The organism is Aestuariibius violaceus (assembly GCF_040779325.2).
Classification (GTDB): Bacteria; Pseudomonadota; Alphaproteobacteria; order Rhodobacterales; family Rhodobacteraceae; genus Aestuariibius; species Aestuariibius violaceus.
Genome location: NZ_JBFONT020000001.1, coordinates 404,301 through 430,250, shown reverse-complemented (window position 1 = coordinate 430,250; position 25,950 = coordinate 404,301). Strand labels below are relative to the sequence as shown.

At 62.9% G+C, this 25,950-nt stretch carries 23 protein-coding genes and 1 tRNA gene; 18 read left to right on the top strand and 6 right to left on the bottom strand.

Translation table 11 applies throughout. The features are described from left to right. Positions 1-108 precede the first annotated feature (108 nt). From AADZ90_RS02135 to AADZ90_RS02110, 6 genes are all read left to right on the top strand, one after another. Positions 109-1,377 (top strand): NAD(P)/FAD-dependent oxidoreductase, encoded by a 1,269-nt coding sequence (locus AADZ90_RS02135; protein WP_367309411.1) that lies wholly within the window; start codon positions 109-111, stop codon positions 1,375-1,377. Next, complete coding sequence (locus AADZ90_RS02130; RefSeq protein ID WP_367309412.1) at positions 1,374-2,126, top strand: DUF1365 domain-containing protein; 753 nt, start codon at positions 1,374-1,376, stop codon at positions 2,124-2,126. Before AADZ90_RS02135 ends, AADZ90_RS02130 begins: the two co-directional genes overlap by 4 nt. Next, a complete protein-coding gene (locus AADZ90_RS02125; RefSeq protein ID WP_367309413.1) occupies positions 2,123-3,358 on the top strand; it encodes an MFS transporter in 1,236 nt (411 codons plus the stop codon). Before AADZ90_RS02130 ends, AADZ90_RS02125 begins: the two co-directional genes overlap by 4 nt. Further along, the gene (locus AADZ90_RS02120; RefSeq protein WP_367309574.1) at positions 3,358-3,918 is read left to right on the top strand and encodes a DUF3833 domain-containing protein; all 561 of its coding nucleotides are present in this window, start codon (positions 3,358-3,360) and stop codon (positions 3,916-3,918) included. Before AADZ90_RS02125 ends, AADZ90_RS02120 begins: the two co-directional genes overlap by 1 nt. A gap of 18 nt (positions 3,919-3,936) precedes the next feature. Further along, positions 3,937-4,680 (top strand): SDR family NAD(P)-dependent oxidoreductase, encoded by a 744-nt coding sequence (locus AADZ90_RS02115; RefSeq protein WP_367309414.1) that lies wholly within the window; start codon positions 3,937-3,939, stop codon positions 4,678-4,680. Between the two features lie 72 nt (positions 4,681-4,752). Next, a complete protein-coding gene (locus AADZ90_RS02110) occupies positions 4,753-5,085 on the top strand; it encodes a DUF3775 domain-containing protein (RefSeq protein WP_367309415.1) in 333 nt (110 codons plus the stop codon). Here the strand turns inward: AADZ90_RS02110 and AADZ90_RS02105 are convergent. Next, on the bottom strand, positions 5,072-6,124 hold the full coding sequence (locus AADZ90_RS02105) for a saccharopine dehydrogenase (protein WP_367309416.1): 1,053 nt from the start codon (positions 6,122-6,124) through the stop codon (positions 5,072-5,074). The two genes, AADZ90_RS02110 and AADZ90_RS02105, sit on opposite strands and share 14 nt — an antisense overlap. A gap of 155 nt (positions 6,125-6,279) precedes the next feature. Here AADZ90_RS02105 and fdhF point away from each other — a divergent pair, with 155 nt between their 5' ends. The 11 genes from fdhF (at position 6,280) to AADZ90_RS02050 (ending at position 20,367) form a co-directional block, all read left to right on the top strand. Continuing rightward, positions 6,280-9,015 carry a formate dehydrogenase subunit alpha gene (fdhF, locus tag AADZ90_RS02100; protein WP_367309575.1) on the top strand — a complete coding sequence of 912 codons (2,736 nt, stop codon included), beginning with the start codon at positions 6,280-6,282 and terminating at the stop codon, positions 9,013-9,015. Between the two features lie 150 nt (positions 9,016-9,165). Then, a complete protein-coding gene (locus AADZ90_RS02095) occupies positions 9,166-11,142 on the top strand; it encodes an AMP-binding protein (RefSeq protein WP_367309417.1) in 1,977 nt (658 codons plus the stop codon). 58 nt (positions 11,143-11,200) lie between these two features. Next, a complete protein-coding gene (locus AADZ90_RS02090; protein WP_367309418.1) occupies positions 11,201-12,019 on the top strand; it encodes an ABC transporter ATP-binding protein in 819 nt (272 codons plus the stop codon). After that, complete coding sequence (locus tag AADZ90_RS02085) at positions 12,012-12,551, top strand: hypothetical protein (protein WP_367309419.1); 540 nt, start codon at positions 12,012-12,014, stop codon at positions 12,549-12,551. Before AADZ90_RS02090 ends, AADZ90_RS02085 begins: the two co-directional genes overlap by 8 nt. Positions 12,552-12,606: 55 nt before the next feature. Further along, the gene (locus AADZ90_RS02080; RefSeq protein ID WP_367309420.1) at positions 12,607-13,602 is read left to right on the top strand and encodes a branched-chain amino acid ABC transporter permease; all 996 of its coding nucleotides are present in this window, start codon (positions 12,607-12,609) and stop codon (positions 13,600-13,602) included. A gap of 111 nt (positions 13,603-13,713) precedes the next feature. Continuing rightward, entirely contained in the window at positions 13,714-13,911 is a 198-nt protein-coding gene (locus tag AADZ90_RS02075; protein ID WP_367309421.1) for a hypothetical protein, read from the top strand. 45 nt (positions 13,912-13,956) lie between these two features. Further along, entirely contained in the window at positions 13,957-15,033 is a 1,077-nt protein-coding gene (locus AADZ90_RS02070) for a branched-chain amino acid ABC transporter permease (RefSeq protein WP_367309422.1), read from the top strand. An 88-nt stretch (positions 15,034-15,121) separates the two neighbouring features. Beyond that, on the top strand, positions 15,122-16,399 hold the full coding sequence (locus AADZ90_RS02065) for an ABC transporter substrate-binding protein (RefSeq protein ID WP_367309423.1): 1,278 nt from the start codon (positions 15,122-15,124) through the stop codon (positions 16,397-16,399). Between the two features lie 56 nt (positions 16,400-16,455). Further along, positions 16,456-17,304 (top strand): ABC transporter ATP-binding protein, encoded by an 849-nt coding sequence (locus AADZ90_RS02060; protein ID WP_367309424.1) that lies wholly within the window; start codon positions 16,456-16,458, stop codon positions 17,302-17,304. A gap of 160 nt (positions 17,305-17,464) precedes the next feature. Next, a complete protein-coding gene (locus tag AADZ90_RS02055; RefSeq protein WP_367309425.1) occupies positions 17,465-18,688 on the top strand; it encodes a phenylacetate--CoA ligase family protein in 1,224 nt (407 codons plus the stop codon). Next, positions 18,685-20,367 carry a peptidoglycan-binding domain-containing protein gene (locus AADZ90_RS02050; RefSeq protein WP_367309426.1) on the top strand — a complete coding sequence of 561 codons (1,683 nt, stop codon included), beginning with the start codon at positions 18,685-18,687 and terminating at the stop codon, positions 20,365-20,367. Before AADZ90_RS02055 ends, AADZ90_RS02050 begins: the two co-directional genes overlap by 4 nt. Positions 20,368-20,373: 6 nt before the next feature. Here AADZ90_RS02050 and AADZ90_RS02045 read toward each other — a convergent pair whose 3' ends face one another. The 4 genes from AADZ90_RS02045 to AADZ90_RS02030 all read right to left on the bottom strand — a co-directional run bounded on the left by AADZ90_RS02045 (position 20,374) and on the right by AADZ90_RS02030 (position 23,521). After that, on the bottom strand, positions 20,374-22,614 hold the full coding sequence (locus AADZ90_RS02045; RefSeq protein ID WP_367309427.1) for a xanthine dehydrogenase family protein molybdopterin-binding subunit: 2,241 nt from the start codon (positions 22,612-22,614) through the stop codon (positions 20,374-20,376). A 1-nt stretch (position 22,615) separates the two neighbouring features. Next, the gene (locus AADZ90_RS02040; protein ID WP_367309428.1) at positions 22,616-23,074 is read right to left on the bottom strand and encodes a (2Fe-2S)-binding protein; all 459 of its coding nucleotides are present in this window, start codon (positions 23,072-23,074) and stop codon (positions 22,616-22,618) included. Between the two features lie 177 nt (positions 23,075-23,251). Beyond that, entirely contained in the window at positions 23,252-23,377 is a 126-nt protein-coding gene (ykgO, locus tag AADZ90_RS02035) for a type B 50S ribosomal protein L36 (protein ID WP_028287243.1), read from the bottom strand. Positions 23,378-23,446: 69 nt separating this feature from the next. Further along, positions 23,447-23,521: transfer RNA gene (locus tag AADZ90_RS02030), tRNA-Val, on the bottom strand. 153 nt (positions 23,522-23,674) lie between these two features. Between AADZ90_RS02030 and AADZ90_RS02025 the strand changes: the two genes are divergently transcribed. Continuing rightward, positions 23,675-24,535, top strand: a complete 861-nt coding sequence (locus AADZ90_RS02025) for an N-formylglutamate amidohydrolase (protein WP_367309429.1) — start codon at positions 23,675-23,677, stop codon at positions 24,533-24,535. Between the two features lie 86 nt (positions 24,536-24,621). Here the strand turns inward: AADZ90_RS02025 and AADZ90_RS02020 are convergent, their stop codons facing one another. After that, entirely contained in the window at positions 24,622-25,875 is a 1,254-nt protein-coding gene (locus AADZ90_RS02020; protein ID WP_367309430.1) for a DNA polymerase IV, read from the bottom strand. Positions 25,876-25,950: the final 75 nt, after the last annotated feature.

Genomic DNA, 25,950 nt, shown 5'->3' with positions numbered 1-25,950 from the left:
GCTACGGGGAGCCGCCCGAAGCGGATCAGAAATATTCGGTCTTTTCGAGACGAGCGCCTCCTCTATGTCCCTGAAGGGACAAGGAATGCGACGAACGGATTGAGACATATGACGAAACGAGGCCGCGTGGCTGTGATCGGGGGCGGCATTTCGGGAATGGGCGCCGCCCATTTTCTGGGCGCCGACAGGGAGGTTGTCCTGTTCGAGGGGCGGCAGCGCCTGGGCGGACATGCCCGCACCAAGGTGGTGGACGAAACTGCCGTCGATACCGGTTTCATCGTGTTCAACTATCCGAACTATCCGCATCTCGCGGCGCTGTTCGACCATTTCGGCGTGCCGATTGCCGAGAGCGATATGAGCTTTGGTGCATCGTTCGAGGGCGGGCGTCTTCAATTCGGCCTGAAAGACGTTGGGGCGGTCTTCGCGCAGAAGAAGAACGCGTTTGATCCGCGGTTCTGGCGGATGATCCGCGATATCCTTCGTTTTAACCGGAATGCGCTGGCAGCCTCGGCGGATGCGGAACTGACGATCCGAAACCTTCTGCAGAAGCTGCGGACGGGCGATTACTTCCGCGACCGGTATCTTCTGCCGCTCACGGGGGCGATCTGGTCGACACCGCTGGACAAGATCCTTGATTTCCCGGCCCACGCGATGCTGCGGTTCATGGAGAACCACGCTCTGCTCGCCACGTCCGGGCAGCATCAGTGGTATACCGTGAAAGGCGGGTCGGTCGAATATGTGCGCCGGCTCGAGACCGAATTGACCCGGCAAGGCGTCGACCTTCGGATCGCGGCGCCGGTGCAGGCGGTGAAGCGCGAGACCGGTGGCGTTCTGGTCAAGGCGCAGGGCGCTGAGTGGGAGCAGTTCGACGATGTCGTCTTCGCGGTCCATTCCGACGATGCGCTGCGGATGATCGAGGATCCGTCGGAACATGAGCAGGCCTCGCTCGGCGATATCCGTTATCAGCCCAATCATGTGGTGCTTCATTCCGATGCGTCCGTGATGCCCGGCCTCAAGAAGGTCTGGTCCTCCTGGACCTATGTCGAAACATCGCGATCGGACGAATCGATCGATCTGACCTACTGGATGAACTCGTTGCAGCCTTTGCCGAAGGAGCGGGATTTCTTCGTGACGCTCAATTCGCAACAGCCGATCCGCGAGGAATTGACCCATGACGAAACGATCCTGCGGCATCCGGTCTACGATCTTCCCGCGCTAGCGGCGCAGGGGCGCATTGCCGAACGGAATGGAGAGAAGCGGACGTGGTTCTGCGGGGCGTGGATGAAGAACGGATTTCACGAGGACGGCCTGTCGAGCGCGATCGACGTCGTGGAAGCGATTCGCGCGCGGGAGGCGGCAGCGGTCGCAGCAGAGTGAGTATCGACCACATCGCGGGAGAAACGTTTCACGGGCGACGCGGCGCCGTCCGAAACGCGTTTCGCTATTCCATCGACTATGTGCTTTTGGATGCGGAGGGCAGCGACGGCGGGCCGTCGCTTTTCGCACGCAATGGCCGGGGGCTTGCCGTCCTGAGAGATCGCGATCATGGCGGAGCACCGGGCGCGGGCCGAGGCGCGCAGTGGGTTCGGGAGGTGTTGGCGGAGAACGGCCTGCCAGCGCCCGTGCGGATCGAGCTGCTGGCACAGCCACGTATCCTCGGCCATGTCTTCAATCCGGTGAGCTTCTGGCTCTGCCGCGACGAGGACGGGGCGCTGAAGACGGTGATCGCCGAAGTGACCAATACATTCGGGGACCGGCATTCCTATCTGTGCCACCGCGACGATCTCGCGCAGATTGGCCCGCGCGATACGCTGGAGGCGCAGAAAGTTTTCCACGTCTCGCCCTTCCAGAAGATCGCGGGAAGGTATCGGTTTCGATTCGATATCTCTGACCACCATGTCGATATTCTGATCGAACATCGGCGGGGGGACGATGGTGTCGTTGCGACCCTCACGGGTGACAGGCGGCCTCTGACGAACCGCTCGATCCTGGCCGCCTGTCTGCGGCGGCCGTTTGGGTCCCGGCGGGTTCTGGCACTCATCCATTGGCAAGCGCTCAAGCTTTGGTGGAAAGGCGCGCGCTACCGGCCCAGGCCGGAGCCGCCGCTGGAGGAGATCTCAAGGTGAGAGCAGCTTTGGCGGAGCGGCTTCCGGCCTATACGCTCTTTGCGGCGATCCTCTCGGGCGCCGCTTTGCCGATTTATATCTACGCGCCGCGCTACTATGCCGACACCTATGGCGTGAGCCTGACGCTTCTCGGGGCGGTCCTGTTTGGCCTGCGCCTGCTGGACGTGGTGCAGGATCCCTTCCTCGGCTGGATCAGCGAACGTCTGCAGCGAGGGCGCGCTTTGGTGCTGACGCTTGGGGCGACGATCCTCGCCGCGTCCATGGTCGGCCTTTTTGCAATCGCGCCGCCCATCCCGCCGGTCTGGTGGTTCGGACTGACGATTACAGGGCTCTTTTCCGCATTCAGCTTCCTCAATATCAGCTTCTATGCCCAGGGCGTCGCCAAGGCGGGCCCCGGTCAGAACGGCCACATCCGGCTTGCAGCATGGCGGGAAACGGGCGCGCTTCTGGGCGTCTGCGCCGCCGCGGTCGCGCCGACGCTGCTGACCGGAGCGGTTGGCGCGCCCTATTCGGTCTTCGCGTTTTCCTTCGCGGCCGTCGTCGGATTGGCTGCCGTCAGCATGTGGCCCGAATGGCGTCCACCCCCATCGGTTAACGCAAGCCCGATCAGTGAGATCCTGCGCGACCCGATCGCAAAGCGCCTGCTGCTCCTTGCGCTAGTCAACGCGACACCGCTTGCCGTCGCCTCCACGGTCTTCCTCTTCTATGTCGAAAGCAGGCTGCAGGCACCCGGCTGGGAAGGACCGCTTCTGGTGATCTTCTTCTTTGCCGCCGCCGCTTCCGCACCGGGATGGAGCGCCCTGGCCCGGCGCTACGGCGAAAAGCGCGTGTTGCTGTCGGCAATGATGATTGCGGCCGTGTCGTTTACGGCGACGCTCTTTCTCGGCGCGGGTGATGCGCCGCTCTTCGCCGTCATCTGTGTGATTTCCGGCGCGACCATCGGCGCCGACCTGGTTCTGTTGCCCGCAATGTTCGCCAAACGAATGGCAAAGATTTCTCCCAATGGCGGACAGGGCTTCGGGCTGTGGTCACTTGTGTCTAAATTCACACTCGCTTTCGCGGCTGCGACACTTTTACCCCTTCTAGAATGGTCCGGTTTCCAGACCGGCGCGAATAACCCTCAGAGTGCATTGGTTATGTTGACCGTGCTGTATGCGGCGGTGCCGATTGCCCTGAAGTTCGTGGCAATCGCGTTGCTTGCGCTTATGAGCTTTGAGGAGGTCGAGACATGATGCTGGCTGCCGTTCTGATCGGGATCGCCCTGATGATCGCCGCTGTTTTTGCCAAGGGGCGCTATGCGTCGTTCTGGGCGCAGACGCCTGAAGACTATGCGGGCAACGAGCCCTATTTCGACATCCGCGAGCGTCTGAATGGGCCGATCCAGTGCGAGGGCGTGATCTACGGACCGTTCGGGCGCGTCACCTCGCGCTTCGTCGCCGATTTCGACGCAAGCTGGCAGGGCAATGTCGGAACCATGACCGAGAGCTTCCGTTATGATTCTGGGTCTCGTCAGGAACGCGAGTGGACCCTGACGCTCGGCAACGACGGGGCGATCAAGGCCACCGCACCGGATGTGGTCGGAACCGGAACCGGGATGCAGAAAGGGTGTGCCGTTCTTCTCAACTACCGCATCAAGCTTGATGAGGATGCGGGGGGTCACGTGCTTGATACAACCGACTGGATGTATCTGACGGAGAACGGCACGATCATGAATCGCAGCCAGTTCAGGAAGTTTGGAATCAAGGTGGCCGAGTTGGTCGCGACGATGCGGCCCCGGCAGGAGGCCGCCTGAAGATGAAGGGATGTCTCGGTGCGGAACTGGCAAGGCAAGCGGTATTGGTTGATCGGCGCGAGTGAGGGGTTAGGTCGGGAGCTTGCCTTTTGTCTGAGCCGCGCGGGGACGGAGGTGATCGTCTCTGCCCGGTCCGAGGATCGCCTGAAGGAACTGGTCGAGGAACTGCCGGGGAAGGCATCCTACGAAGTGGTCGACGTGAGCGATCGCGCGCAGGTGGAAGAGGTCGCGGGCCGGATCGGTGATCTCGACGGGATGGTCTACCTCGCCGGCGCTTACTGGCCGATGAAGGCGGGGGAATGGGACAACGAAAAGGCAGAGCTGATGGCCGAGGTGAACTATCTCGGCGCGTCGCGCTGCGTTGGCGCGGTGATCCATCCGATGATGAACCGCGGCACGGGGCACATCGTTCTGACCGGGTCGTTGTCGGGCTTTCGAGGGCTTCCGGGCGCGATCGGCTACTCTGCCTCGAAGGCCGGTCTCATGGCTTTGGCTGAGTCGATGTATGCGGACCTGCGCAACACGGATATCCAAGTGCAGGTCGCCAATCCGGGCTTCATCAAGACGCGCCTGACCGAGCAGAACGATTTCTCCATGCCCTTCATCATGGAGCCGGAAGAGGCTGCCCGCGAGATGTTCGAATTTATGGGCGATGAGGAAGCGTTCAAGAAGAGCTTCCCGTTTCTCTTCTCGCTTCTTTTCCGGGGTGGTCAGTTTCTGCCAGACTGGCTCTACTACCGCATGTTCCCGCCGCGCGACTGAGTTTGCTCTGGATCAAGCGCCGGTGTTTCTTTCGTGGTAGAATGCGTTTCGAGCATTGAAGGAGGCACCGCTTTGGACCCTGAGCTGGACATCACCGTCGACAAGATCGCCGAGGTCATCATCCTGGCCCGAGAGCTTGATCGGGCCGAGCCCGAGTTCAATGCCTTCGTCGGTGGGCTGACGGAAGAAGAACAAGCCAGCCTTGTCGCTGTCATGTGGATCGGGCGGGAAAGTTATGACGCGGACGAGTTGGAAGAAGCCAAGAAAATGGCGGTGCAGGAAGCAAGCACGCCGACGGTCGATTACCTGAAAGGCACGCCGCATCTGGCGGATCACCTGGAAAACGGGCTGGACGCGCTCGGGATCTCGGCAGGGGCCGAGGAAGACGAGATTATCCGGCCTTAGTGGCGTGCTCTTCGTAGAGCGTTGCCGCGTGGGGCCAGGCAGGATGTGTTTCGAAATCCAGAAGCAGCGGCAGGAGTTGCTCAGCGAAGTCCTCGGATGAGTCTCGCGGGAGCAGGGACGGAAGGTTGTCGACAGCCATGATGTCGAGCGGAGGGGCATCGTGGACACGGATTGTCGGATTTTTCCAGTTCGTGGCGCGGTCGTAGAGCGGGACAGGATTGTAGTCACTTCCCGGATCGCAAGCGATATCGCCGATCACGCTGAGGCGGCGCTGCGCGGTCAGCGCCGATTGACTGACGAAAACTGGCGTATTCGGGCCAGCCAGTACGCAGTTCAAGAAGATATCGTGGGCGAGTATTTCCGGGAACGGCCCGCCTGTTGCAGTCTCTTCCATATCCCAAGCGGTCACGGCGACGCCGAGGGCGGTGCAGAGATCGCGCGCGCCAGTGCCCACCCGGCCCTTTGCGCCGATGACAATGGCGGTGGGACGTGTGCCGCCAAGATCGATCATCCGTGTCTGAAGGTCCGCAAGCAGTGGGTTCGCGCCGTCCCAGGTCGAAAGCGACGACATCGGTTTGCCGGTTTGTTGGGCTGTCCAGGCGATGAGCGAGACCGCAGCACCGACATAACCTGCCCAATAGCCGAATGCGGCCAGACGGCGGCCATGGTCGTCGGTGAGGTATTCGAGATCCAACAGCGTGCCGCCGCCGCGCTTGAACCGGGCGAGCAGCTGCGGCCCGTCTGGCTGACCTTTATAGGCGTGGCCGAACATGATGTGACGATGGCGCAGGTCTGGGCCGTGCGGGTCAAGCTCCTTCAGGCCGAGAATGACCGCATCGACGGGCGCTTCCGGCCAACTATCTTGAGGGGCAATCGTACACCCCGCTGCGCCGTAGTCGGAATCGGGGACGATCCGGTGAGGGCTCCGCTCCACAATCACGGAATGTCCGGCAGCCAAGAGCTTCGCCGCACCCTCCGGCATCAGCGGCGTGCGCTCTTCGTTGGCGCGCTGTTCGGCGCGAAGCCAGAAGTGGGTCATTGTCGCGCTCCTGTCGTTCGGGCTTTCCCCGGCCTATGCCTTGCGGCACGATAAGGGAAGCTGTGCCGCGTTTTGTCGATGGCGCGTCGCGGGGGCGGTTTCAGAATGCCGCCAAGGGTGATCTGGTCGCTCTGAGTTCTGCCGCAGGAGAGATGATGGCCGACACAATCCGCTTCACGCTTGATGGCCAGCCCGCCGAGGCCGCGCCGGGCGAGACGATCTGGCAGGTCGCCAAGCGGAAGGGGACGCTGATCCCGCATCTCTGCCATCGCGATGCGCCGGGGTACCGCCCCGACGGCAATTGCCGGGCCTGCATGGTTGGCGTTGAAGGGGAGCGGGTTCTGGTCGCCTCCTGCATCCGGACGCCAAGCGAGGGGATGGTCGTCACGACTGATGGCGCGCGGGAGGTCGCGGCGCGTCGGATGGTGATGGAACTGCTCGCGGCTGATCAGCCGCGGGAAGCGCATGACCGGTCGTCGCACCTGCACGATATGGCTGTGGCGCAGGGCGTGGAAGAAAGCCGGTTTCCGGCAATGGAACCGGAGGCGGTGCCGCTGCTGGATGACAGCCACGTTGCGATGGCGGTCAACCTCGATGCGTGCATCCAGTGCGGCCTTTGCGTGCGGGCGTGCCGGGAGGTTCAAGTCAACGACGTGATCGGGATGGCCGGGCGGGGGCATCAGGCCTTTCCGGTTTTCGATCAGGATGATCCCATGGGGGCGAGCACTTGCGTTGCCTGTGGGGAGTGCGTCTCGGCCTGCCCAACGGGCGCCCTGATGCCTCGCGGTGCGATCCCGGACAGCGCGGATGTGGATCGGGAAGTGGACTCCGTCTGCCCCTATTGCGGTGTGGGATGCCAGCTGACCTTCAAGGTCAAGGACGACAAGATCGCTTGGGTCGAAGGCGCGGAGGGGCCTGCGAACGAGAACCGGCTTTGCGTCAAGGGGCGGTTCGGCTTCGACTACATCCACCATCCGCATCGCCTGACGGTACCGCTGATCCGGAAAGGGGGTGCGCCAAAGGGGATGAATGTCGATCCTGGTGACTGGTCTACGCATTTCCGGGAGGCCAGTTGGGATGAGGCTTTGGACGCCGCGGCCAATGGCCTGAAGGGCCGTGGGCGCGAGGCGGCGGGCTTTGGATCAGCCAAGTGTTCGAACGAAGAGGCTTATCTCTTCCAGAAGCTGATCCGGCAGGGCTTCGGGCACAACAATGTCGATCACTGCACGCGGCTTTGCCATGCCTCCTCGGTCGCGGCTCTGCTTGAGAACATCGGCTCGGGCGCCGTCACCGCGACGTTCAACGAGATCGAAAATGCCGACGTCGCCATGGTCATCGGCGCCAACCCGACCGAGAACCATCCGGTTGCTGCGACCTATTTCAAGCAGTTCGCCAAGCGCGGTGGGCAGCTGATCGTCATGGACCCGCGGGCCCAAGGGCTCAAGCGCCACGCCTCGCACATGCTTCAGTTCAAGCCAGGCGGCGATGTCGCGATGCTGAACGCGATCATGCACGTGATCGTTGATGAAGAGCTCTACGACCGGCAGTACATCGCCGCGATGACTGAGAATTGGGACGCGATGAAGGCGCATCTCGAGGATTTCCCGCCGGAGAAGATGGCGGAGCATTGCGGGATCCCGGCGGAGATGCTCCGCGACGTGGCGCGTGTCTGGGCAGGCGCCAAGGCTGGCATGATCTTCTGGGGCATGGGCGTCAGCCAGCATGTCCACGGGACGGACAACTCGCGCTGCCTGATCTCGCTGGCGCTGATGTGCGGGCATGTGGGGCGGCCGGGAACCGGGCTGCATCCGCTGCGGGGGCAGAACAACGTGCAGGGTGCCTCTGACGCCGGGCTGATCCCGATGTTCCTGCCGGATTACCGGAGTGTGACAGACGACGGCGTCCGCTCGGCCTTCGAGGAGATCTGGGGGACCGGCGGGATCGGCGCCGAGAAGGGGCTGACAGTCGTCGAGATCATGGACGCGATTCATGCGAGCGATATCCGGGCGATGTACATCCTGGGCGAGAACCCGGCGATGAGCGATCCGGATGTGGATCACGCGCGGGACGCGCTGGGCAAGCTCGACCATCTGGTTGTGCAGGACATCTTCCTGACCGAGACGGCGATGTTCGCCGATGTGATCCTGCCCGCGGCCGCGTGGCCCGAGAAGACTGGGACTGTGACAAATACCAACCGGCAGGTGCAGATGGGGCGGCCCGCAGTTCCAGCCCCCGGAGAGGCGCGCGAGGATTGGTGGATCACGACCCAGATTGCTCGACGGCTGGGCCTGGGGTGGTCTTATGAGCACCCGCGCGAGGTTTTTACCGAGATGAAGAAAGGCATGGCCAGCCTCGATAACATCACCTGGGAGCGGCTTGAGGGCGAGGCCGTAACCTATCCGTCAAGCGGCCCGGAGGATCCTGGCGCAGCGATCGTTTTCTCTGACGCGTTCCCACGGCCCGAGGGGCGGGCGCGGTTCACACCGGCCTCGATCTTGCCGCCGGACGAGGTGCCGGATGCGGAGTATCCGATGGTCCTCATCACCGGGCGGCAGCTTGAGCACTGGCATACCGGCGCGATGACCCGGCGATCTTCGGCGCTGGATGCGTTGGAGCCGGAGGCGAATTGCGCGCTTCATCCACGGACGCTTCACCGGCTCGGTGTTGCCGCTGGCGAGATGGTGCGGCTTTCGACCCGGCGCGGAACGGTGGACGTTATGGCGCGCGCCGACCGGGCCGTGGCGGAAGACACGGTGTTTCTGCCGTTCGCCTATGTCGAGGCTGCAGCGAACTTGCTGACCAACCCCGCGCTCGACCCGTACGGCAAGATCCCGGAGTTCAAGTTTTCGGCTGTCCGTGTGGAAGCGTCCCGAAAGGTCGCTGCAGAGTAAGGAATTTACGCTGCAGGCCTGCTTGCCGCAATAAATTGAACGCTTGTTCAAAAAACTCGTTGACCGGACGTTCCGTTTCTTCAAAGTTATGAGAACCGGGAGGGGATCCCGGAATCGTCGGCATCAAGACTGACGGGGAGGACATCTCTGGTGAACGACGCGAAAGCGCCTGACGGGCATCCGGTGTCTATTCCTGGGCTGTTGGCCCGGAATGTCGCCCAGCATGGCAGCAAGGCCGCCTACAGGGAGAAAGAGTTCGGGATCTGGCAATCCTGGACCTGGGCAGAGGCCGCGGACGAGATCGAAGCGTTCGCTTTGGGGCTTGCCGAACTTGGCGTGGCGCCTGGCGACTACGTCGCAATCCTTGGGCGAAACCGCCCGTATCTCTACTGGGCCATGGTTGCTGTTCAGATGAACGGGGCTGTTCCTGTCCCGCTTTATCAGGACGCGGCTGCGGAAGAGGTCGCCTACGCGCTCGACCATTGCGGGGCGACCTACGTCATTTGCGGCGATCAAGAGCAAGTCGATAAGATCATCGACGTTCAGAACGAAGAGCATGGTCTGGAGAAGATCATTTACCTCGACCCGCGGGGCTTGCGAAAATACGATCACACACATCTCTCATCTTACGTTGACGTCCAGAAATCCGGGCGGGCTGCGGATGACGCCGCCCGTACTCAGTTGAGGCAGCGACGCGAGGCGCTCGCCTACGATGACACCTGCGTCATGCTCTATACCTCGGGCACGACGGGGCGGCCGAAAGGTGTCGTTCTGTCAAACCGCAACATTATCGAGACATCGAAGGCTTCCTCGGAGTTTGACCATCTAAAGCCGGGAGACGAGATCCTGGCCTATCTGCCGATGGCCTGGGTCGGGGATTTCATCTTCTCAATCGGGCAGGCCTATTGGACCGGCTTCTGCGTGAACTGCCCGGAGAGCGAGAGTACGATGATGACCGATCTGCGGGAGATCGGGCCGACATACTACTTCGCGCCGCCGCGGATTTTTGAGACGCAGCTGACGACTGTCATGATCCGGATGGAGGATGCGGGGCGTCTCAAGCGAAGGATGTTCGACTATTTCATGAAGGTCGCCCGCCGGGTGGGGCCTGCCATTCTGGACGGGCGGAAGGTCGGCACCGGGGACCGGTTGCTCTACAGCTTGGGCAATCTGCTGGTTTATGGGCCGCTCAAGAACACGCTCGGGCTCAGCCGGATCCGCGTGGGCTATACTGCGGGAGAGGCGATCGGGCCGGAGATTTTTGATTTCTACCGCGCGCTGGGAATCAACCTGAAACAGCTCTACGGGCAGACTGAGGCGTCGGTCTTCATTACCCAGCAGCCGGACGGGGAAGTGCGGTCGGATACGGTCGGCGTTCCGTCTCCGGGCGTCGAGCTTCGTATCGACGAGAATGGGGAGGTCTTCTACCGTTCGCCCGGCGTCTTTGTGGAGTATTTCAAGAACCCTGACAGCACGGCGGATACGAAGGATCCCGAGGGCTGGGTCGCGACGGGCGATGCCGGGTTCATCGAGGAGGAAAGCGGCCATCTGCGGATCATCGACCGCGCGAAGGATGTGGGGAAGATGGCGGGCGGATCGCTCTTTGCGCCGAAATACATGGAGAACAAGCTGAAATTCTTCCCCAATATCCTTGAGGCGGTGGTGTTCGGGGCAGGGCGCGACATGTGCTGCGCCTTCATCAATATCGACCTGACGGCCGTCGGGAATTGGGCTGAGCGGAACAATATCGCCTATGCGAGCTATCAGGAATTGTCGCAGCATCCCAAGGTGCTGGAGATCATCCAGGGACATGTAGAAGAGGTGAACCGGTCAGTCGCCGAGGACGAGATGCTGTCTGGCTGCCAGGTGCATCGGTTCCTCGTCCTGCATAAGGAGCTCGACGCGGATGATGGAGAGTTGACGCGGACCCGGAAAGTCCGTCGGAAAATCATTGGTGAGAAATTCGCTGACCTGATCGACGCGCTCTACGGCGGGAAGGATGAGATCTACACCGAGACGGAAGTGACTTACGAGGACGGGCGCAAGGGGAAGATCAAGGCGACGCTGGAAATCCGCGATGCCGCAGTCGTTCCGGTGAAGACAAAGGTGCTGGAGGCCGCGGAATGATGGTCGGACGCTCCCGCTGCGCGGATCGCCCCGCCCACCATCCCGCGGGCGCTGCGCCATGAAGGACAGCGTCGAACCTTACGTCACTCCTGACGGGCGCACCATCGGCGGCGTCATGATGGAGATGCGCAACATCACCCTGCGCTTCGGCGGGGTGGAGGCGATTAAGGATATCTCCTTCGACATCCGTCAGGGAGAGATACGGGCGATTATCGGGCCCAACGGCGCAGGTAAGTCGTCGATGCTGAACGTGATTTCCGGCTTCTACAATCCCCAGGAGGGAGAGGTCTGGTTCCGCGGCGAGAAGCGCCCGCCGATGAAGCCCTATCAGGTCGCACGACAGGGCGTGGCACGGACGTTCCAGAACATCGCTTTGTTTAATGGGATGAGCGTGCTGGACAACGTCATGACCGGGCGGTTGAGGCACATGAAGGCTGGCCTTTGGTCGCAGGCGCTTTGGAAAGGCCGGGCGGAGCGGGAAGAGGTCGAGAACCGCGAGGCCGTCGAGAAAATCATCGACTTCTTGGAGATCCAGTCGATCCGCAAGACGCCGGTGGGGCGGTTGCCTTATGGGCTTAAGAAACGGGTCGAACTGGCTCGTGCGTTGGCGGCGGGACCAGAGCTTCTTCTGCTCGACGAACCAATGGCGGGCATGAACGTCGAAGAGAAAGAGGATATGAGCCGCTTCATCCTCGACGTGAATGATGAGTTCGGCACGACGATCGCCCTGATCGAGCACGATATGGGCGTGGTTATGGATTTGTCGGACCGCGTCGTCGTCATGGATTACGGGCGCAAGATCGGGGACGGGACGCCCGACGAGGTGCGCAACAATCCCGATGTCATCGATGCCTATCTCGGGGTGGCCCATGATTAGGCCCGGGGCGGTCATTCGACAGCTCTATCACCGCGGCTGGGCCGTTGCGTCCGCATTGGCGTTTTCGGTTGCAAGTTCTGGCGCCGCCGCGGCGCAAGATGTTGCCCGCGCCGAAGCATCCCGCATGCTGATGGACCGCTGTGTGATGGCGTTGATAGAGGGAGACGCGCCGCGCAAGAACGGTTTGTCCCGCCTACGCGGCCCTGCCGAGCGTCAGCACCTGCTGGGGCAAGGCGGTCAGGCCTATCGCGGATTTTCCGACAGGAACACCTTTGTCCTGCCCGTGAGGGATGCGGCGTGTGGGCTCAATATGCGATCTCAGACGCCGGAGGAGATGGACCTGTTTCTCAGCACGCTTTTCGCTGCGGAAGATGCGCCGCTCCTGCCGGGCCGTCGTCAGGATCGGGAGGCGTTGCTCACCCGGTATTTCGGGGGCGTCAGCAGCGCGGGCACGTTGATCGAGCTGCGGGTCACTCATTTCGTGGGCCAGGAGTTCACTACCTACCGCGTTAGCGAAAGGGATCTCGGATGATCAACACTCCGACGAAGATCCCTGCACGGCCTGAACAAGTAAGGAGGGCGCGCTGATGGATCAGTTCTATTACGGCATCGAGGTCGTTCTGAACGGGCTGATGGCTGGCGTTCTCTATGCGCTGGTCGCGCTGGGATTCGTGCTGATCTACAAGGCGTCCGGCATATTCAACTATGCCCAAGGTGTAATGGCCCTCTTCGCGGCCTTGACGCTTGTCGGGATCATGAATGGGCAGATCCCGTTCGCGCATCTCATCAATGCGATATTCGGGACCGATCTGCACTATTTCGGGTGGGAGGTTCCGGCGCTTCTGGCGATCCTTCTGACCGTTGGTGTCATGGTGCTGTTCGCGATCGCCGTGCAGCGCTTCATCTTCCGGCATCTCGTCGGGCAGGAGCCGATCATTCTGTTCATGGCGACGATTGGGCTGGCGTATTTCCTGGAAGGGGTCGGCGACCTGATGTGGGGATCCGAGATCAAGACGCTCGACGTCGGGATTCCGCAGGGTGGATCGTTCTGGATCGAGGATATGACGGCTGGGCTTGGATCGGACGATTTCTTCGGCTTCTTCATCGATAAGCTGGATATCGTGGCGGCCATTGTCGCCATCGTTCTGGTCGCGGCACTCGTCGCCTTTTCCCAGTATACCAAGCAGGGGCGCGCCTTACGGGCTGTGGCGGACGACCATCAGGCGGCTTTGTCCGTTGGCATCTCGCTCAACTACATCTGGATTCTCGTCTGGTCGATTGCAGGGTTCGTGGCGCTTGTGGCCGGGATCATGTGGGGGGCCAAATCAGGGGTGCAGTTCTCGCTGTCGCTGATCGCCCTGAAGGCGCTGCCTGTCCTGATGCTGGGCGGCTTCACCTCGATCCCCGGCGCGATCGTCGGCGGGTTGATTATCGGGGTTGGTGAGAAGCTGTTCGAGTTCCTGATCGGGGCGCCCTATCTGGGCGGCGCGACCGAGAACTGGTTCGCCTATGTGCTTGCGCTGATTTTTCTGGTGTTCCGGCCGCAGGGGCTGTTCGGGGAGCGAATCATTGAACGGGTGTGATGCGGCAGTTGCGAGCGCTTGCGTGTCGCTGCGCGCCACGGCACCCGCCCGCCCGGCCGCGCTGTGCCTCCGGCGGAAGTATTTCGGGCGAGATGAGGATGGGGGAGGCACATGCTGTCGCGTCTTCTGAGCCTTTCTGGGCTGCTGTTGATCGTTGTCCTTGTCGTGCTGTTGCTCGGCGGATCGTCTTGGGTCTGGCGAGAGGTTGCGCCATCTGGGCGGGAGCTGATCTGGCGGAGCGTCACCGGTTTTGTCGCGGTGGCCATGGTGTGTTTTCTCGCTGCCGCGCGGATTGGGAGGCAGCGATGAGATCAGAGCGGACGGTGGCCGTGAGACAGAAAGGCGGAGGATGCGATGCTCTATCGTGAAGCGGGCGATTTCAAGACATCCTATGCGGCGGACAATCAGACATTTCCGATTGCGTTCGACCGGTACCGATACTGGGTGGTGCTTGCCGTTGCCTTCCTGGTCATCCCGTTCTTTGTCGATGATTACTGGGCGAAGTCGATCTTCGGACCCTTTTTCGTCTTCGCGATTGCGGCGATTGGTCTGAACATCCTGACGGGGTTCTGCGGGCAGGTCTCGCTTGGGACCGGGGCGTTCATGGCCGTGGGCGCCTATGCCGCCTACAAGCTGATGACAGCGTTTCCCGATGTTTCAATTATCATTCATATTATCCTGGCCGGCGGTGTGACGGCCGCGGTCGGCATCCTCTTCGGGTTACCATCCTTGAGGATCAAGGGGTTCTACCTTGCCGTTGCGACGCTGGCGGCGCAGTTCTTCCTCATCTGGCTCTTCAACCGGGTGCCGTGGTTCTACAACTATTCGGCGTCTGGGCAGATCACCGTGCCGGACCGTTCGTTCGCCGGGATCCAGGTGACGGGGGCGGAGACCGAGCCGTGGGTGCTCTACTTGGTCTGCCTGAGCTTCCTGACCCTTTCGGCTATCGTGGCGCGTAACCTGACCCGCGGGATGTTGGGGCGGACTTGGATGGCGATCCGGGACATGGACATCGCAGCCGAGATCATCGGGGTGAACCCGCTCAGAGCGAAGCTGTCCGCCTTCGGCGTCTCGTCCTTCTTTGTCGGGATCGCGGGGGCGCTGTTCTTCGCGGTTCTCCGAGGATCGGTGGAACCTGGGGATGCCTTCGGGATCCAGACATCGTTTCTGGTTCTCTTCATGATCATCATCGGCGGGCTGGGATCGATCTTCGGCTCTTTTGCCGGGGCCGCTTTCATGGTGCTGCTGCCGGTGGCGCTGAAGGTGATCGGTGTCGACTGGCTGGGCTTTCCCACCGATACCGTCGCGCATTTCCAGCTGGTGATTGTGGGTGGACTGATCATGATCTTCCTGATCGCGGAGCCGCACGGGTTGGCGCAGCTCTGGCGGTTAGCGAAGGAGAAGTTGAGGTTGTGGCCCTTCCCTTACTGAGGGCGGGGTATCGAATGTCCTGCGGGGGCACCCAAGGGATAGACGCCCCGCCGACGGCGGGCGCATCGGGAAAGGGAGGTATGGACCGATGAAAAGACTGACGGCGGCATTTCTTGCGGGGACGCTCTTAGCGGGACCCGTAGCAGCTGATCTGGTGATTCCGGATCTGAGCTATCGCACAGGGCCTTACGCGGCGGGGGGTATTCCCTTTTCTGATGGCTACCAGGACTACTTCACGCTGCTGAACCAGCGGGATGGCGGGATTGGGGATGTACCGGTCCGGGTGATCGAGTGCGAGACGGGCTATAACACCGAGAAGGGCGTCGAATGCTACGAGTCGACCAAGGGTGAGGGGGCGCTTGTCTATCAGCCCCTGTCGACCGGGATCACCTACCAGCTGATCCCCAAGGCTCAGGCAGACGGCATCCCGCTTCACACGATGGGTTATGGCCGGACCTCGGCGGCCAATGGCGAGGTGTTCCGGAACGTCTTCAACTACCCGGCCAATTACTGGGACGCTGCGTCTGTTGCGGTGAACTACCTTCTGGAAGAGAATGGTGGGTCGCTTGAAGGTCAGACGATCGCGCTCGTTTACCATAACTCGGCTTACGGAAAGGAACCGATCCGAACGCTCGAAGAGCTGTCGGCCAAGCATGGGTTCGAGTTCACCCAGCTCGCCGTCGACCATCCAGGGCAGGAGCAGAAATCGCAATGGCTCCAGATCCGGCGGGAGCGCCCTGACTACGTGCTGATGTGGGGCTGGGGCGTGATGAACCAGGTCGCCATCCAGGAAGCTGCCAATATCCGCTTCCCGATGGAAAACTTCATCGGAAACTGGTGGGCTGGGGCCGAACATGATGTGCGCCCTGCCGGTGCCGCGGCTGATGGTTACAAGTCCCTCAACATGAACGCTGTTGAAGACATGCCCGTCTTTGCGGAGATCCAAGAACATGTGATCGACGCAGGGCTTGCAGCTGGCGATGGCTCCAACCTCGGCTCCGTACTCTACACCCGGGGGATGTATGCCGCGATGCTGGCTGCCGAGGCGATCCGAACCGCGCAGGACATGCATGGAGAGGCAGACATCACGCCCGCGATGATGCGCGACGGGATGGAAGCGCTCGCCATTACGAACGCGCGGATGGAAGAGCTTGGGATGCCGGGGATTGGGCCTGAATTCTCGGTGTCTTGCCAGGATCATGGCGGTTCCGGCAAAGGTCTCGTCCAGCAGTGGGATGCAGATGCGGAAAACTGGGTCGTGCTGACCGATTTCATTGAGCCTGACGAAGAGGTCATCGCGCCGCTGGTCGAAGCAGATTCAATGTCCTTCGCGGAAGAAAACGGCATCACGCCAGGCTGCGAATGAGATAGGCGCCCGCCGGTTCGACAGGACCGGCGGGCCCACATGACCGGGAGGCACGCATGTTGGATCAGATTTCGGCAGCAGAAGGGCGGGAGGTAGATAACCGCGATGCCTTGCTGGAGGTCAACAATATCGAGGTGATCTATAATCACGTCATCCTCGTCCTGAAAGGCGTTTCGCTGACCGTGAAGCAGGGCGGGATTACAGCGCTCCTCGGCGGCAACGGGGCCGGAAAGACCACAACGCTGAAAGCCGTTTCAAACCTGCTGCATTCCGAACGCGGCGAAGTCACCAAGGGGTCGATCCTTTATCGCGGGGAACGGGTGCAGGACCTTTCTCCCTCCGATCTGGTCGAGCGGGGGGTTGTGCAGGTGATGGAGGGGCGCCATTGCTTCGAGCATCTGACGATCGAGGAAAACCTGCTGACCGGCGCCTATACCCGCAAGGACGGGGCAGCGGCGGTCAAGCGCGACCTCGACATGGTCTATGGCTACTTCCCGCGGCTGAAGGAGCGGCGATCCAGTCAGGCGGGATATACGTCCGGCGGTGAGCAGCAGATGTGCGCCATCGGTCGCGCGCTGATGTCCCGACCCGAGACGATCCTGCTGGATGAGCCGTCGATGGGGCTTGCCCCGCAGCTGGTCGAAGAAATCTTCGGGATCGTCAAAAGCCTGAACGACAACGAAGGCGTCTCGTTCCTTCTGGCTGAGCAGAATACAAACGTGGCGCTCCGCTTTGCCCATTACGGCTACATCTTGGAAAGCGGCCGGGTCGTGATGGACGGACCCGCTGCGGATTTGCGCGAAAACCCGGACGTGAAGGAATTCTACCTCGGCATGGGTGACGAGGGACGGAAGTCCTTCCGGGACGTCCGCAGCTATCGTCGGCGCAAACGCTGGCTGAGCTGAGCGTTCGGAACCCAGCGTCGCGGCCAGGCTTTTCCCTTCGGGATATGTAGCCTGAGTTTATGAACCTGTGGCTTCGTTCCGGCTATTGGGATCGGACTGATATTGGATAACGGATAGCGAGGCGCCAACAGTGGATCCTGCCTCCGGAAAGATGGGTGTGATGAGCCAGTTTTATGACGCTTTCGAAACGCGGGATCGGGCCGCGCGCGAGGCATGGATCGACGCACAATTGCCAGGTCAGATCGCGCGCGCGAAGGGTCTGGCCGGGTATGCCGGGGCGTTTGCAGATATCGATGCCGGACAGATCACGACGCGCGAAGCATTGGTGCGGCTGCCGGTTCTGCGAAAGTCTGATCTTGCGACGGCTCAAGGCGCGGGCAAACCGCTTGGCGGGTTCACGGCCGACGGATTGTCGGGTTTCGCTCACGTCTTCCAGTCGCCCGGGCCGATCTATGAACCCGGGCAGGTCAGTCAGGATTGGTGGCGCTTTGGCCGGTTCCTCCATGCCTGCGGGATCGGCGCGGATGATATCGTTCAGAATTGTTTTTCCTATCACCTGACGCCAGCGGGACTGATGTTCGAAAGCGGCGCGCGGGCTGTCGGTGCGACGGTCCTGCCGGCCGGGACGGGGCAGACCGCGCTGCAGGCCCGCGCCGCGCATGATGTGGGGGTCACTGCCTATGCGGGGACGCCCGACTACCTCAAGGTGATCCTGACCCAAGCGGATGAGGACGGTTTGGGCCTGAAGATCCGCAAGGCGGCGGTTTCGGGTGGCGCGCTGTTTCCGTCCCTTCGGGACTTCTATGCGGAGCGCGGCATTACCTGCCTGCAATGCTACGCCACCGCCGATCTGGGCCATATCGCCTATGAGACACAGGCCGGCGAGGGGCTGATCGTCGATGAAGGCGTGCTGGTTGAGATCGTCACGCCCGGTACGGGCACGCCAGTTGCGGACGGCGAGGTTGGCGAGGTCGTCGTGACGACCTTCAACACCGATTATCCGCTGATCCGTTTTGCGACAGGGGATCTGAGCGCCGTGCTCGAGGGCGAAAGCCCCTGCGGGCGGACCAATATGCGCATAAAGGGTTGGATGGGCCGGGCCGACCAGACGACGAAAATCAAGGGCATGTTCGTGCGCCCGGAACAGGTGGCGGACCTTGTCGGCCGCCTTGATGGGGTGGAGCGCGCGCGCGTTGTGGCAGACCGGGCCGGGGATGCGGACATGATGACCGTCCACATCGAGGGCCGGCAGATTGACATGGCGACGGCAGAGCAGGCCGTTCGGGATGTCCTGAAACTTCAAGGTAAGATCGAGATCGTGGAGCCTGGGGGGCTGCCTCGCGACGGGATCGTCATCGAGGACAAACGGGTTTACGAAACATGATGTTTGAAAAGTTCAAGCCGCTCTCCCTTGTTACAGCGGCTCTGATGGCCGGTAGCGCGCTTCCTGCGCTTGCCGATGATGCGGCATTGATGATCGGGACGGTCAACTACGACAATTTCCCGCGGATGCGCGGCAGCGACCGGGTGACGCGCGCAGTCGGCACCTTCGAGGATGCGGGTTTTCGGGTTTTCGACGGACAGAATGTTCCATTATCCGAGCTGGAAGAGGCGATCGCGGCCTTTGTCGAAGAGGTCCAGGATGGCGGGCGGGTCGTTGTCGCCTTGGCGGGTCAGTTCGTGACGGATCGGGATCGCACCTGGTATGTCGGTCAGGAGGCCGAGATGCCCGCACACTACCTTGACCTTGGGCGCAACGCGCTCTCGATCGAAAGCATTCTGCGCCTTCTTGGTGAGGCCGATGGGCCCGCGCTCCTGGCTCTTGGGCTGTCCGGGACACGCCATCGCCTGCCGGGCGACATTGACCAGGGCCTGGGGCCGATCGACGTGCCAGACGGCGTTACGGCCATTACGGGCGAGCCGACCGATATCGGCAACTTCCTTCGTTTGCGTGCGGCGCGCCCGGGGGAGGATCTGGTTGCAGCCGTCAAGCGGGACCGGGATATTACGTTTCTCGGGGACGCGCCCGAGGCTTTCATCCTCGTCCCGAAGGAGGACGAACCGAGGATCATCCCGCCGGAAGACAGGGATATCGACCCTGAGGTTCGGGAGCGTCTCTTGTGGGAGCGCGCGCGCGACGAGGACAGTGTCGGGGCCTACCGCGACTACCTCGAAGCGTATCCCCGCGGCCGCTACGCGACCCAGGCGCGGATCGAGATCGACCGGATACTCTCCGAACCCGACCGCCGGGCGCGTCTGGATGAGGAGGCGTTGGCGCTGAACCGGGATCAGCGGCGGCAGATTCAGCGGGATCTTGTCATCCTCGATTACAACACCCGCGGGATCGACGGGATCTTCGGACCCGGGACACGCGCCGCGATATCAAGCTGGCAGGAGCAAAACGGGTTCGTCTCAACCTCGTATGTGAACGAAGAGCAGATCTCTCTCCTGCGGCGTCAGGCCCAGGTGCGCAGCGATCTGCTGGAGGCCGAGGCGGAGCGGGAGCGTCAGCGAATCGAGCGGGAGGATCGCGACTATTGGGTAAGGACGGGCGCGGATGGGAGCGAGAGCGGCCTGCGGCAGTATTTGGAGCGCTATCCGGACGGTCTGTTCGCAGACCAGGCGCGGGACCGGCTGGGCCGGATCGAGGCAACCGCCCGCGAGGAAGCGGAAGCGCAGGAGCGGCAGGTCTGGGACCAGTATCGTGACGTCGATAGCGTTGCTGGATACCGGGAGTATCTTGAGCGCTACCCCAACGGCCGCTTCCGTGGTCAGGCGCAGGATCGCATCAATGCCTTGCAGCGCAACGATGAAGACAATGCCGCCCAGCAACGGGCGGCAGCCGAAGAGCGGGCCTTGGGCCTGAATGTCATCACCGCGCGGCTGGTCGAGGCGAAGCTGGACGATCTGGGCCTCGATCCCGGCCGAGTGGATGGGCAGTTCACCCAGGAGACCCGGCGGGCCTTGCGGCGCTATCAGCAGTCGCGCGGGCTGCCCGCGACCGGCTACATGAACGAACCGACGGTAGTGCGCCTGCTTGCCGACAGTTTCATCTCGCGCTGAGGGCGTTCAGGCGAAATCGACGAAGCGATTGAAAGGCATCTCTCTCAGCCGCTGACCCGTCGCAGCAAAGATCGCGTTGGCGAGAGCTGGAGCGGCGGGGGGCACGCCCGGTTCGCCGATGCCACGGATGGCGTCGCCGTTTTCGAGGATGCGGGTCTCGATGACCGGGCATTGATCGAAGCGCATCGCCGGGTAATCCGGGAAGTTCGTCTGATCGGGGGCGCCGCCTGCGGTGTAGGTCAACTCGCAATTCATTGCATGGCCGAGGCCGAAGACCATGCCGCCCGACAGCTGCGCATCGAGGTTGCCGGGGTCGAGCGCGGTGCCAACATCCGCGGCGGCAAAGGCGCGGTTGATCTGGAGGCCTCGGTCGGTCTGGCTGACCTCGACCACTTCGGCGCAGGGCACGCCGAAGGAGAGGCAGAAGGCGACGCCGCGGCCGGAGCCTTCGGGTAACGGGCTGCCCCAGCTCGACATTTCGGCGACGGCTTCCAGCACCTTGCGCGAAGGGTCGTGCCAGCAGAGGCGGATCCGTTCTTCCATCGGGTCGAGGCCTGCGGCATGGATCAGCTCGTCGAGGAAGCAATCGTGGAAGAACCCGTTCCCTGACGCGCCGACGGACCGCCAGGAGGAGACCGGGGCCATCTCGGGGGCGCGATGACCGGCGAGGCGGTAGTTCCGGATCGAGAAGGGCTGGTCCCAACCGCCCGCGACGATGGTCGTGTCGGGGCCGGGAACCGTGATGCCCAGGCGCGAGGTTTGCGAGGAAACCACGGACGGATAGGCGAAGCGGCCGTCGAAAGTATCGATCTGGCCGTCGCGGATGACGCCGCGCATCCTGGCCAGGCCCATCGGGCGGGGGAAATCGTGGGCGAAATCCTCTTCCCGGCTCCAGGTCATCTTGACCGGGCGGCCATCGGCCTCCCTCGCCAGTTCGATGGCCTGCAGGATGAAGTCGAATTCCAGCCTGCGCCCGAAGGACCCACCGGAGGTGACGGTGTGAAGGGTGATCGCCCCTTCCGGGAGGCCGGTCAGGTCGGCGGCGGCCTGAACCACATAGGTCGGGACCTGCGTTCCGGCCCAGATCTCGAGCCTGCCGTCGTGAAACCAGGCGGTCGCGTTCATCGGCTCCAGCGGCGCGTGGGCGAGGAAGGGGATCACGTAGTCGGCCTCGATCACCTCGGCGTTGTCCGTCGGCGCGTCGGCGTCGCCATCGTTGCGGAAGCGGCTGTCGCGGGCGCTGTCGTCCAGGCTGTCTTCGAGGGCCGCCGCCATCTCTTCCGAGGTTTCAGGATAGGGGGAGGGCGCCCAGTCGAATGTGATCTCCTCAGCGGCGCGGAAGGCGGTCCAAGTATTGTCAGCGAGGACGCCGGCGCCATGTTGGGTGCGGATCACCTTGACGACGCCCGGCATCGCTTCGGCGCTGCTGGCATCGACGTCGAAGGCGCCCGCGCCTTGGGCGGGATTGGACCTGACGGTGCCGTAGAGCATGTCGGGCAGGCGCAGGTCGATGCCGTAGCTCGCCGTACCGGTGACCTTGCCCAGCATGTCGAGGCGCGGCTGGCTCTTGCCGAGGTAGCGCCAGTTCGACGGGTCTTTCAGCTCCACATGGCGGGGCGGGTCGATGGCGGCGGCGTCGATGGCCAGATCCTCGTACGGGATGCGGACATCACCTGCACCGATCACCGCGCCGTTTTCGGTCGAGAGGGAGCCTGCCAAGACGCCAAGGCGATCCGCCGCGGCCTGGATCAGGACGAGCCGGGCAACGGCGCCTGCGGTGCGCATCTTGTCGAAGCCGTCGGGGACGGAGGTCGACCCGCCGGTGATATGGAGGCCCAGGAACTTGCCTGCCACATCGCCCATGGCCCGGCCGTTGCGGGCGAGGAAGCCGGTGTCGGTGGCCGCGATGGGGAAGCCCTCGGCGGAGACGACGCCGTTGTAATAGGCGGAACTGGGCGGGCCGTGGTCGGTCTTGATCGCCGTCAGGTCGACGTCGAGTTCTTCGGCAACGAGGGCGGCGAGCGTCGTGGTGGTGCCTTGGCCCACCTCGCTGCGGGGGGTGATGATCGTGATGCCGTCCTGCGCGATCTTGATGTAGGGGGTCAGGGTGGCCTCGCCTTCGGCCAGCCCGTTTTCCAGCGGGTTGCCGTAAGGTGTGCGGTAGCGCCAGACGCCGAAGGCGACGCCGCCTGCAATCGCGGCGGTGCCGATCAGGAAGGTGCGGCGGAGGATCTTGCCGGCGCCCATCTTACGCCTCCTTCAGCCGGTTGGCGGCGTCCTTCACGGCCGCGCGGATGCGGGGATAGGTGCCGCAGCGGCAGAGGTTATTGCCCATCGCCTGGTCGATGTCTTCATCGGTGGGGTCCGGAAGTTCGTTGAGGAAGGCCGCGGCGGTCATGATCTGGCCGGACTGACAATAGCCGCATTGGGCGACCTGATGTGCCTCCCAAGCCTCTTGAACGGGGTGGAGGTTGCCGGGCTGGCCGAGACCTTCGATCGTCGTGATCTCGCCCCAGACGCTGTCGACCGGAAGGGAGCAGGCGCGGACCGCCTCGCCATCGATATGGACGGTGCAGGCGCCGCAATAGGCGACGCCGCAGCCGTATTTCGGGCCGGTGATGCCGAGCGTGTCACGCAGGACCCAGAGGAGCGGCATCTGCGGGTCGACATCGACCTCGTGGGACGTGCCGTTGACGGTGATCTGCATGTGCCATCCTCCCTGCTTTGCCCAGTATGGACCTGCGGTCCTGGGCCGCCAAGGGGGTGGTGGGATGACGGTACGGCGCTCGCCTCCGGCATCGCCCCGCCCGCCATCCCGCGACCGGTACAAATGAAAAGGGCCGCCGGATGGGCAGCCCTTGGAAAACCTTGGTCGCGCTTAGACTTAGCCCTGACGGGCCTTGAAGCGGCGCTGGGTCTTGTTGATGACGTAGACGCGGCCCTTCCGGCGCACGACGCGGCAATCGCGATGGCGGCTCTTGAGCGAGCGCAGCGAGTTCCTGACCTTCATCGGTCCTCTCCTTCTTCTCGCGGCGCTGGGCCGCTCGGTCCTCGGGGTCCCTTGCGGGACGGTGATCCATGGTGGGCGATACTGGGATCGAACCAGTGACCCCTTCGATGTCAACGAAGTGCTCTACCGCTGAGCTAATCGCCCTTGTCCGGCACACAACCCGTCGCCCCAAAGAAAAGGGACGCGGAAAGGTCGCCGCGCCGGTCCGGCGGTCTATAGACGCGGGGGCGATGTGCTGCAAGGGCTTTTGAACAATGTCCCTTTCGGTCTAGTTTATCGGCAGGCGAAGGAGAGCGAATGACCCGATTGGCGTGCAGGATCAAGCGTCCGCGGATGCGGTCCACGAGCGTCGTGTTCTCTTCTCCCCATAGCGGGCGGGCCTATCCCGAGGCGTTTCTGGACCGGGCCGTTCTGGACGAAACCGAGATCCGGTCATCGGAAGACGCGTTTGTCGATGAGCTGTTCGGGGCCGCGCAGGATGTCGGCGCGCCGCTGATTTATGCTTCTGCGCCAAGAGCTTATGTTGATCTGAACCGGGCGCCGGACGAGCTGGACCCGGCGCTGATCCAAGGCGTTCGGCGGTCGGGCCACAACCCGCGGATCGCCAGCGGCCTGGGGGTTATCCCGCGCGTTGTGGCGAATGGGCGGCCGATCTATCGGGGAAAGATCTCTCGGGAAGACGCGCAGGCGCGGCTGGATACCGTCTGGCATCCCTATCATCGCGGCCTTCAGACCCTTCTGGACGAGAGCCGCGCGCTGTTCGGCGAGGCGATTCTCGTCGATTGCCACTCGATGCCGCACGAGGCGCTCGACGGGATCTCGCCCCCCGGCATGCCGCGGCCCGAAGTTGTCCTTGGCGATCGGTTCGGGGCGGCGGCGAGCGAGGCAGTCCTGACGCGAATCGAACTGGCGTTTCAGGACGCGGGACTCAGGGTCGTGCGGAACATGCCCTTTGCCGGCGCCTATATCGTTCAGACCTACGGGCGGCCGTCACGCCAGCAATACGCGGTTCAGATCGAGATCGACCGGGCGCTCTATATGGATGAGCGGACGATCACGCCGAACGCGGATTTCGAGGGGTTCCAGGCGCTGATGACGCGGATCGTTTCGGACATCGCAGATATCGGGCGGCCAGAGCAGCGGGTCGCGGCGGAGTAGTTTTCGCAATCCTCCGGTTTTCGTGTCGCGGAGGGGATTACACTCTGCGGCTGAACGATCCGTTGAAGTGCGGGACGTTGCGCGGGTCAGCGCAGGCTGCGGCCCTTGACGATGGCATCGGTGCCGAAGCGGTCGCGGATCGCGTCGGTCGCCCGCTCGGCCCTGGTACGGGCCTCGGCCTGGGGGTCGAGGAGGTCTCCGCTCAGGTCGGCGCCATCGGCGGTGGTCAGGTCCGAAATGCCGACACCGAGAAGGCGGTAGGGGCCTTCGTCGGGGGTCTGGTCGAAGAGGCTGCGGGCGGTGCGGTAGATCGTGTCGGCCAGCTGCGTGGGCTGGCGGAGCGAGAGGCGGCGGGTCAGCAATTTGTGGTTGGATTTCTTGAGTTTGAGCGTCACGACGCGGCCCGCGATGTCTTTCGCCTTGGCGCGGGAGGCGACCTTTTCGGACATCCGCCAGATGTGGCCGTCGAGGATGCCGGGATCGTTCGTATCCTCGCGGAAGGTGGTTTCGTTCGAGATCCCCTTGACCGGCCGGTTGGCCGAGACGGCGCGGTAATCCTGGCCGCGGGCGAGGTGCCAGAGGCGGTCGCCCATGGATCCGAAGCGGGCGTGCAGATCCTTGATGTCCCAGCGGTGGAGGTCGTCGAAGGTGCGGATGCCGGCCTTTTCCAGTGTCTCCTGCGCGGCCGGGCCGATGCCCCAGATCAGGCGGACGGATTTGGGGCGGAGGAAGGCCTCGGTTTCGTTTTGTCCAATGATCGCAAAGCCATGAGGCTTGTCGAGATCGGAGGCGACCTTGGCCAGAAACTTGTTGTGCGACAGCCCGATGGAGCCGGTGAGGCCGAGTTCGGATTTCATCCTTTTTACCAGGCCCGCCAAGAGCTTGGCCGGTGGGGCGCCGTGCAGTTTGGCGGTGCCGGAGAGGTCCATGAACGCCTCGTCGAGCGAGAGCGGTTCGACGGCGGGGGTGAGATCCTCCATCATCTGGCGGATGGCTTTTGACGCCTCGACATAGGCGTCGAACCGGGGGCGGACGATGACCGCTTCGGGGCAGAGTTTCAGCGCCTTGAACATCGGCATGGCGGACTTCACGCCGCGAATTCTTGCGACATAACAAGCGGTTGAGACGACGCCGCGCTGGCCGCCGCCGATGATGACGGGCTTGTCGGCGAGATCCGGATTGTCGCGTTTTTCGACGCTGGCGAAGAAGGCGTCGCAATCCATATGGGCAATGGAAAGATCGAACAATTCCGGGTGGTTGAGAGTGCGCGGAGACCGGCAGACCGGGCAGCGGGGGCCTGTCTCAAAGGTCTTGAGGCAATCTCGGCAGAGGGCGGGCATGGGGGCTATGTAAAGCTTTGCGGTCTTGGAATAAACGCTGTCGGCATTCCGTCGGATTTCGGTCGGACTCTTGTC

Coding starts and splice junctions, on each gene's coding strand:
- AADZ90_RS02135 (WP_367309411.1), top strand. CDS start 109: ATGACGAAACGAGGCCGCGTGGCTGTGATCGGGGGCGGCATTTCGGGA.
- AADZ90_RS02120 (WP_367309574.1), top strand. CDS start 3,358: ATGCTGGCTGCCGTTCTGATCGGGATCGCCCTGATGATCGCCGCTGTT.
- AADZ90_RS02105 (WP_367309416.1), bottom strand. CDS start 6,124: ATGACCCACTTCTGGCTTCGCGCCGAACAGCGCGCCAACGAAGAGCGC.
- fdhF (WP_367309575.1), top strand. CDS start 6,280: ATGGCCGACACAATCCGCTTCACGCTTGATGGCCAGCCCGCCGAGGCC.
- AADZ90_RS02090 (WP_367309418.1), top strand. CDS start 11,201: ATGAAGGACAGCGTCGAACCTTACGTCACTCCTGACGGGCGCACCATC.
- AADZ90_RS02085 (WP_367309419.1), top strand. CDS start 12,012: ATGATTAGGCCCGGGGCGGTCATTCGACAGCTCTATCACCGCGGCTGG.
- AADZ90_RS02080 (WP_367309420.1), top strand. CDS start 12,607: ATGGATCAGTTCTATTACGGCATCGAGGTCGTTCTGAACGGGCTGATG.
- AADZ90_RS02075 (WP_367309421.1), top strand. CDS start 13,714: ATGCTGTCGCGTCTTCTGAGCCTTTCTGGGCTGCTGTTGATCGTTGTC.
- AADZ90_RS02070 (WP_367309422.1), top strand. CDS start 13,957: ATGCTCTATCGTGAAGCGGGCGATTTCAAGACATCCTATGCGGCGGAC.
- AADZ90_RS02065 (WP_367309423.1), top strand. CDS start 15,122: ATGAAAAGACTGACGGCGGCATTTCTTGCGGGGACGCTCTTAGCGGGA.
- AADZ90_RS02060 (WP_367309424.1), top strand. CDS start 16,456: ATGTTGGATCAGATTTCGGCAGCAGAAGGGCGGGAGGTAGATAACCGC.
- AADZ90_RS02055 (WP_367309425.1), top strand. CDS start 17,465: ATGAGCCAGTTTTATGACGCTTTCGAAACGCGGGATCGGGCCGCGCGC.
- AADZ90_RS02050 (WP_367309426.1), top strand. CDS start 18,685: ATGATGTTTGAAAAGTTCAAGCCGCTCTCCCTTGTTACAGCGGCTCTG.
- AADZ90_RS02045 (WP_367309427.1), bottom strand. CDS start 22,614: ATGGGCGCCGGCAAGATCCTCCGCCGCACCTTCCTGATCGGCACCGCC.
- AADZ90_RS02040 (WP_367309428.1), bottom strand. CDS start 23,074: ATGCAGATCACCGTCAACGGCACGTCCCACGAGGTCGATGTCGACCCG.
- ykgO (WP_028287243.1), bottom strand. CDS start 23,377: ATGAAGGTCAGGAACTCGCTGCGCTCGCTCAAGAGCCGCCATCGCGAT.
- AADZ90_RS02025 (WP_367309429.1), top strand. CDS start 23,675: ATGACCCGATTGGCGTGCAGGATCAAGCGTCCGCGGATGCGGTCCACG.
- AADZ90_RS02020 (WP_367309430.1), bottom strand. CDS start 25,875: ATGCCCGCCCTCTGCCGAGATTGCCTCAAGACCTTTGAGACAGGCCCC.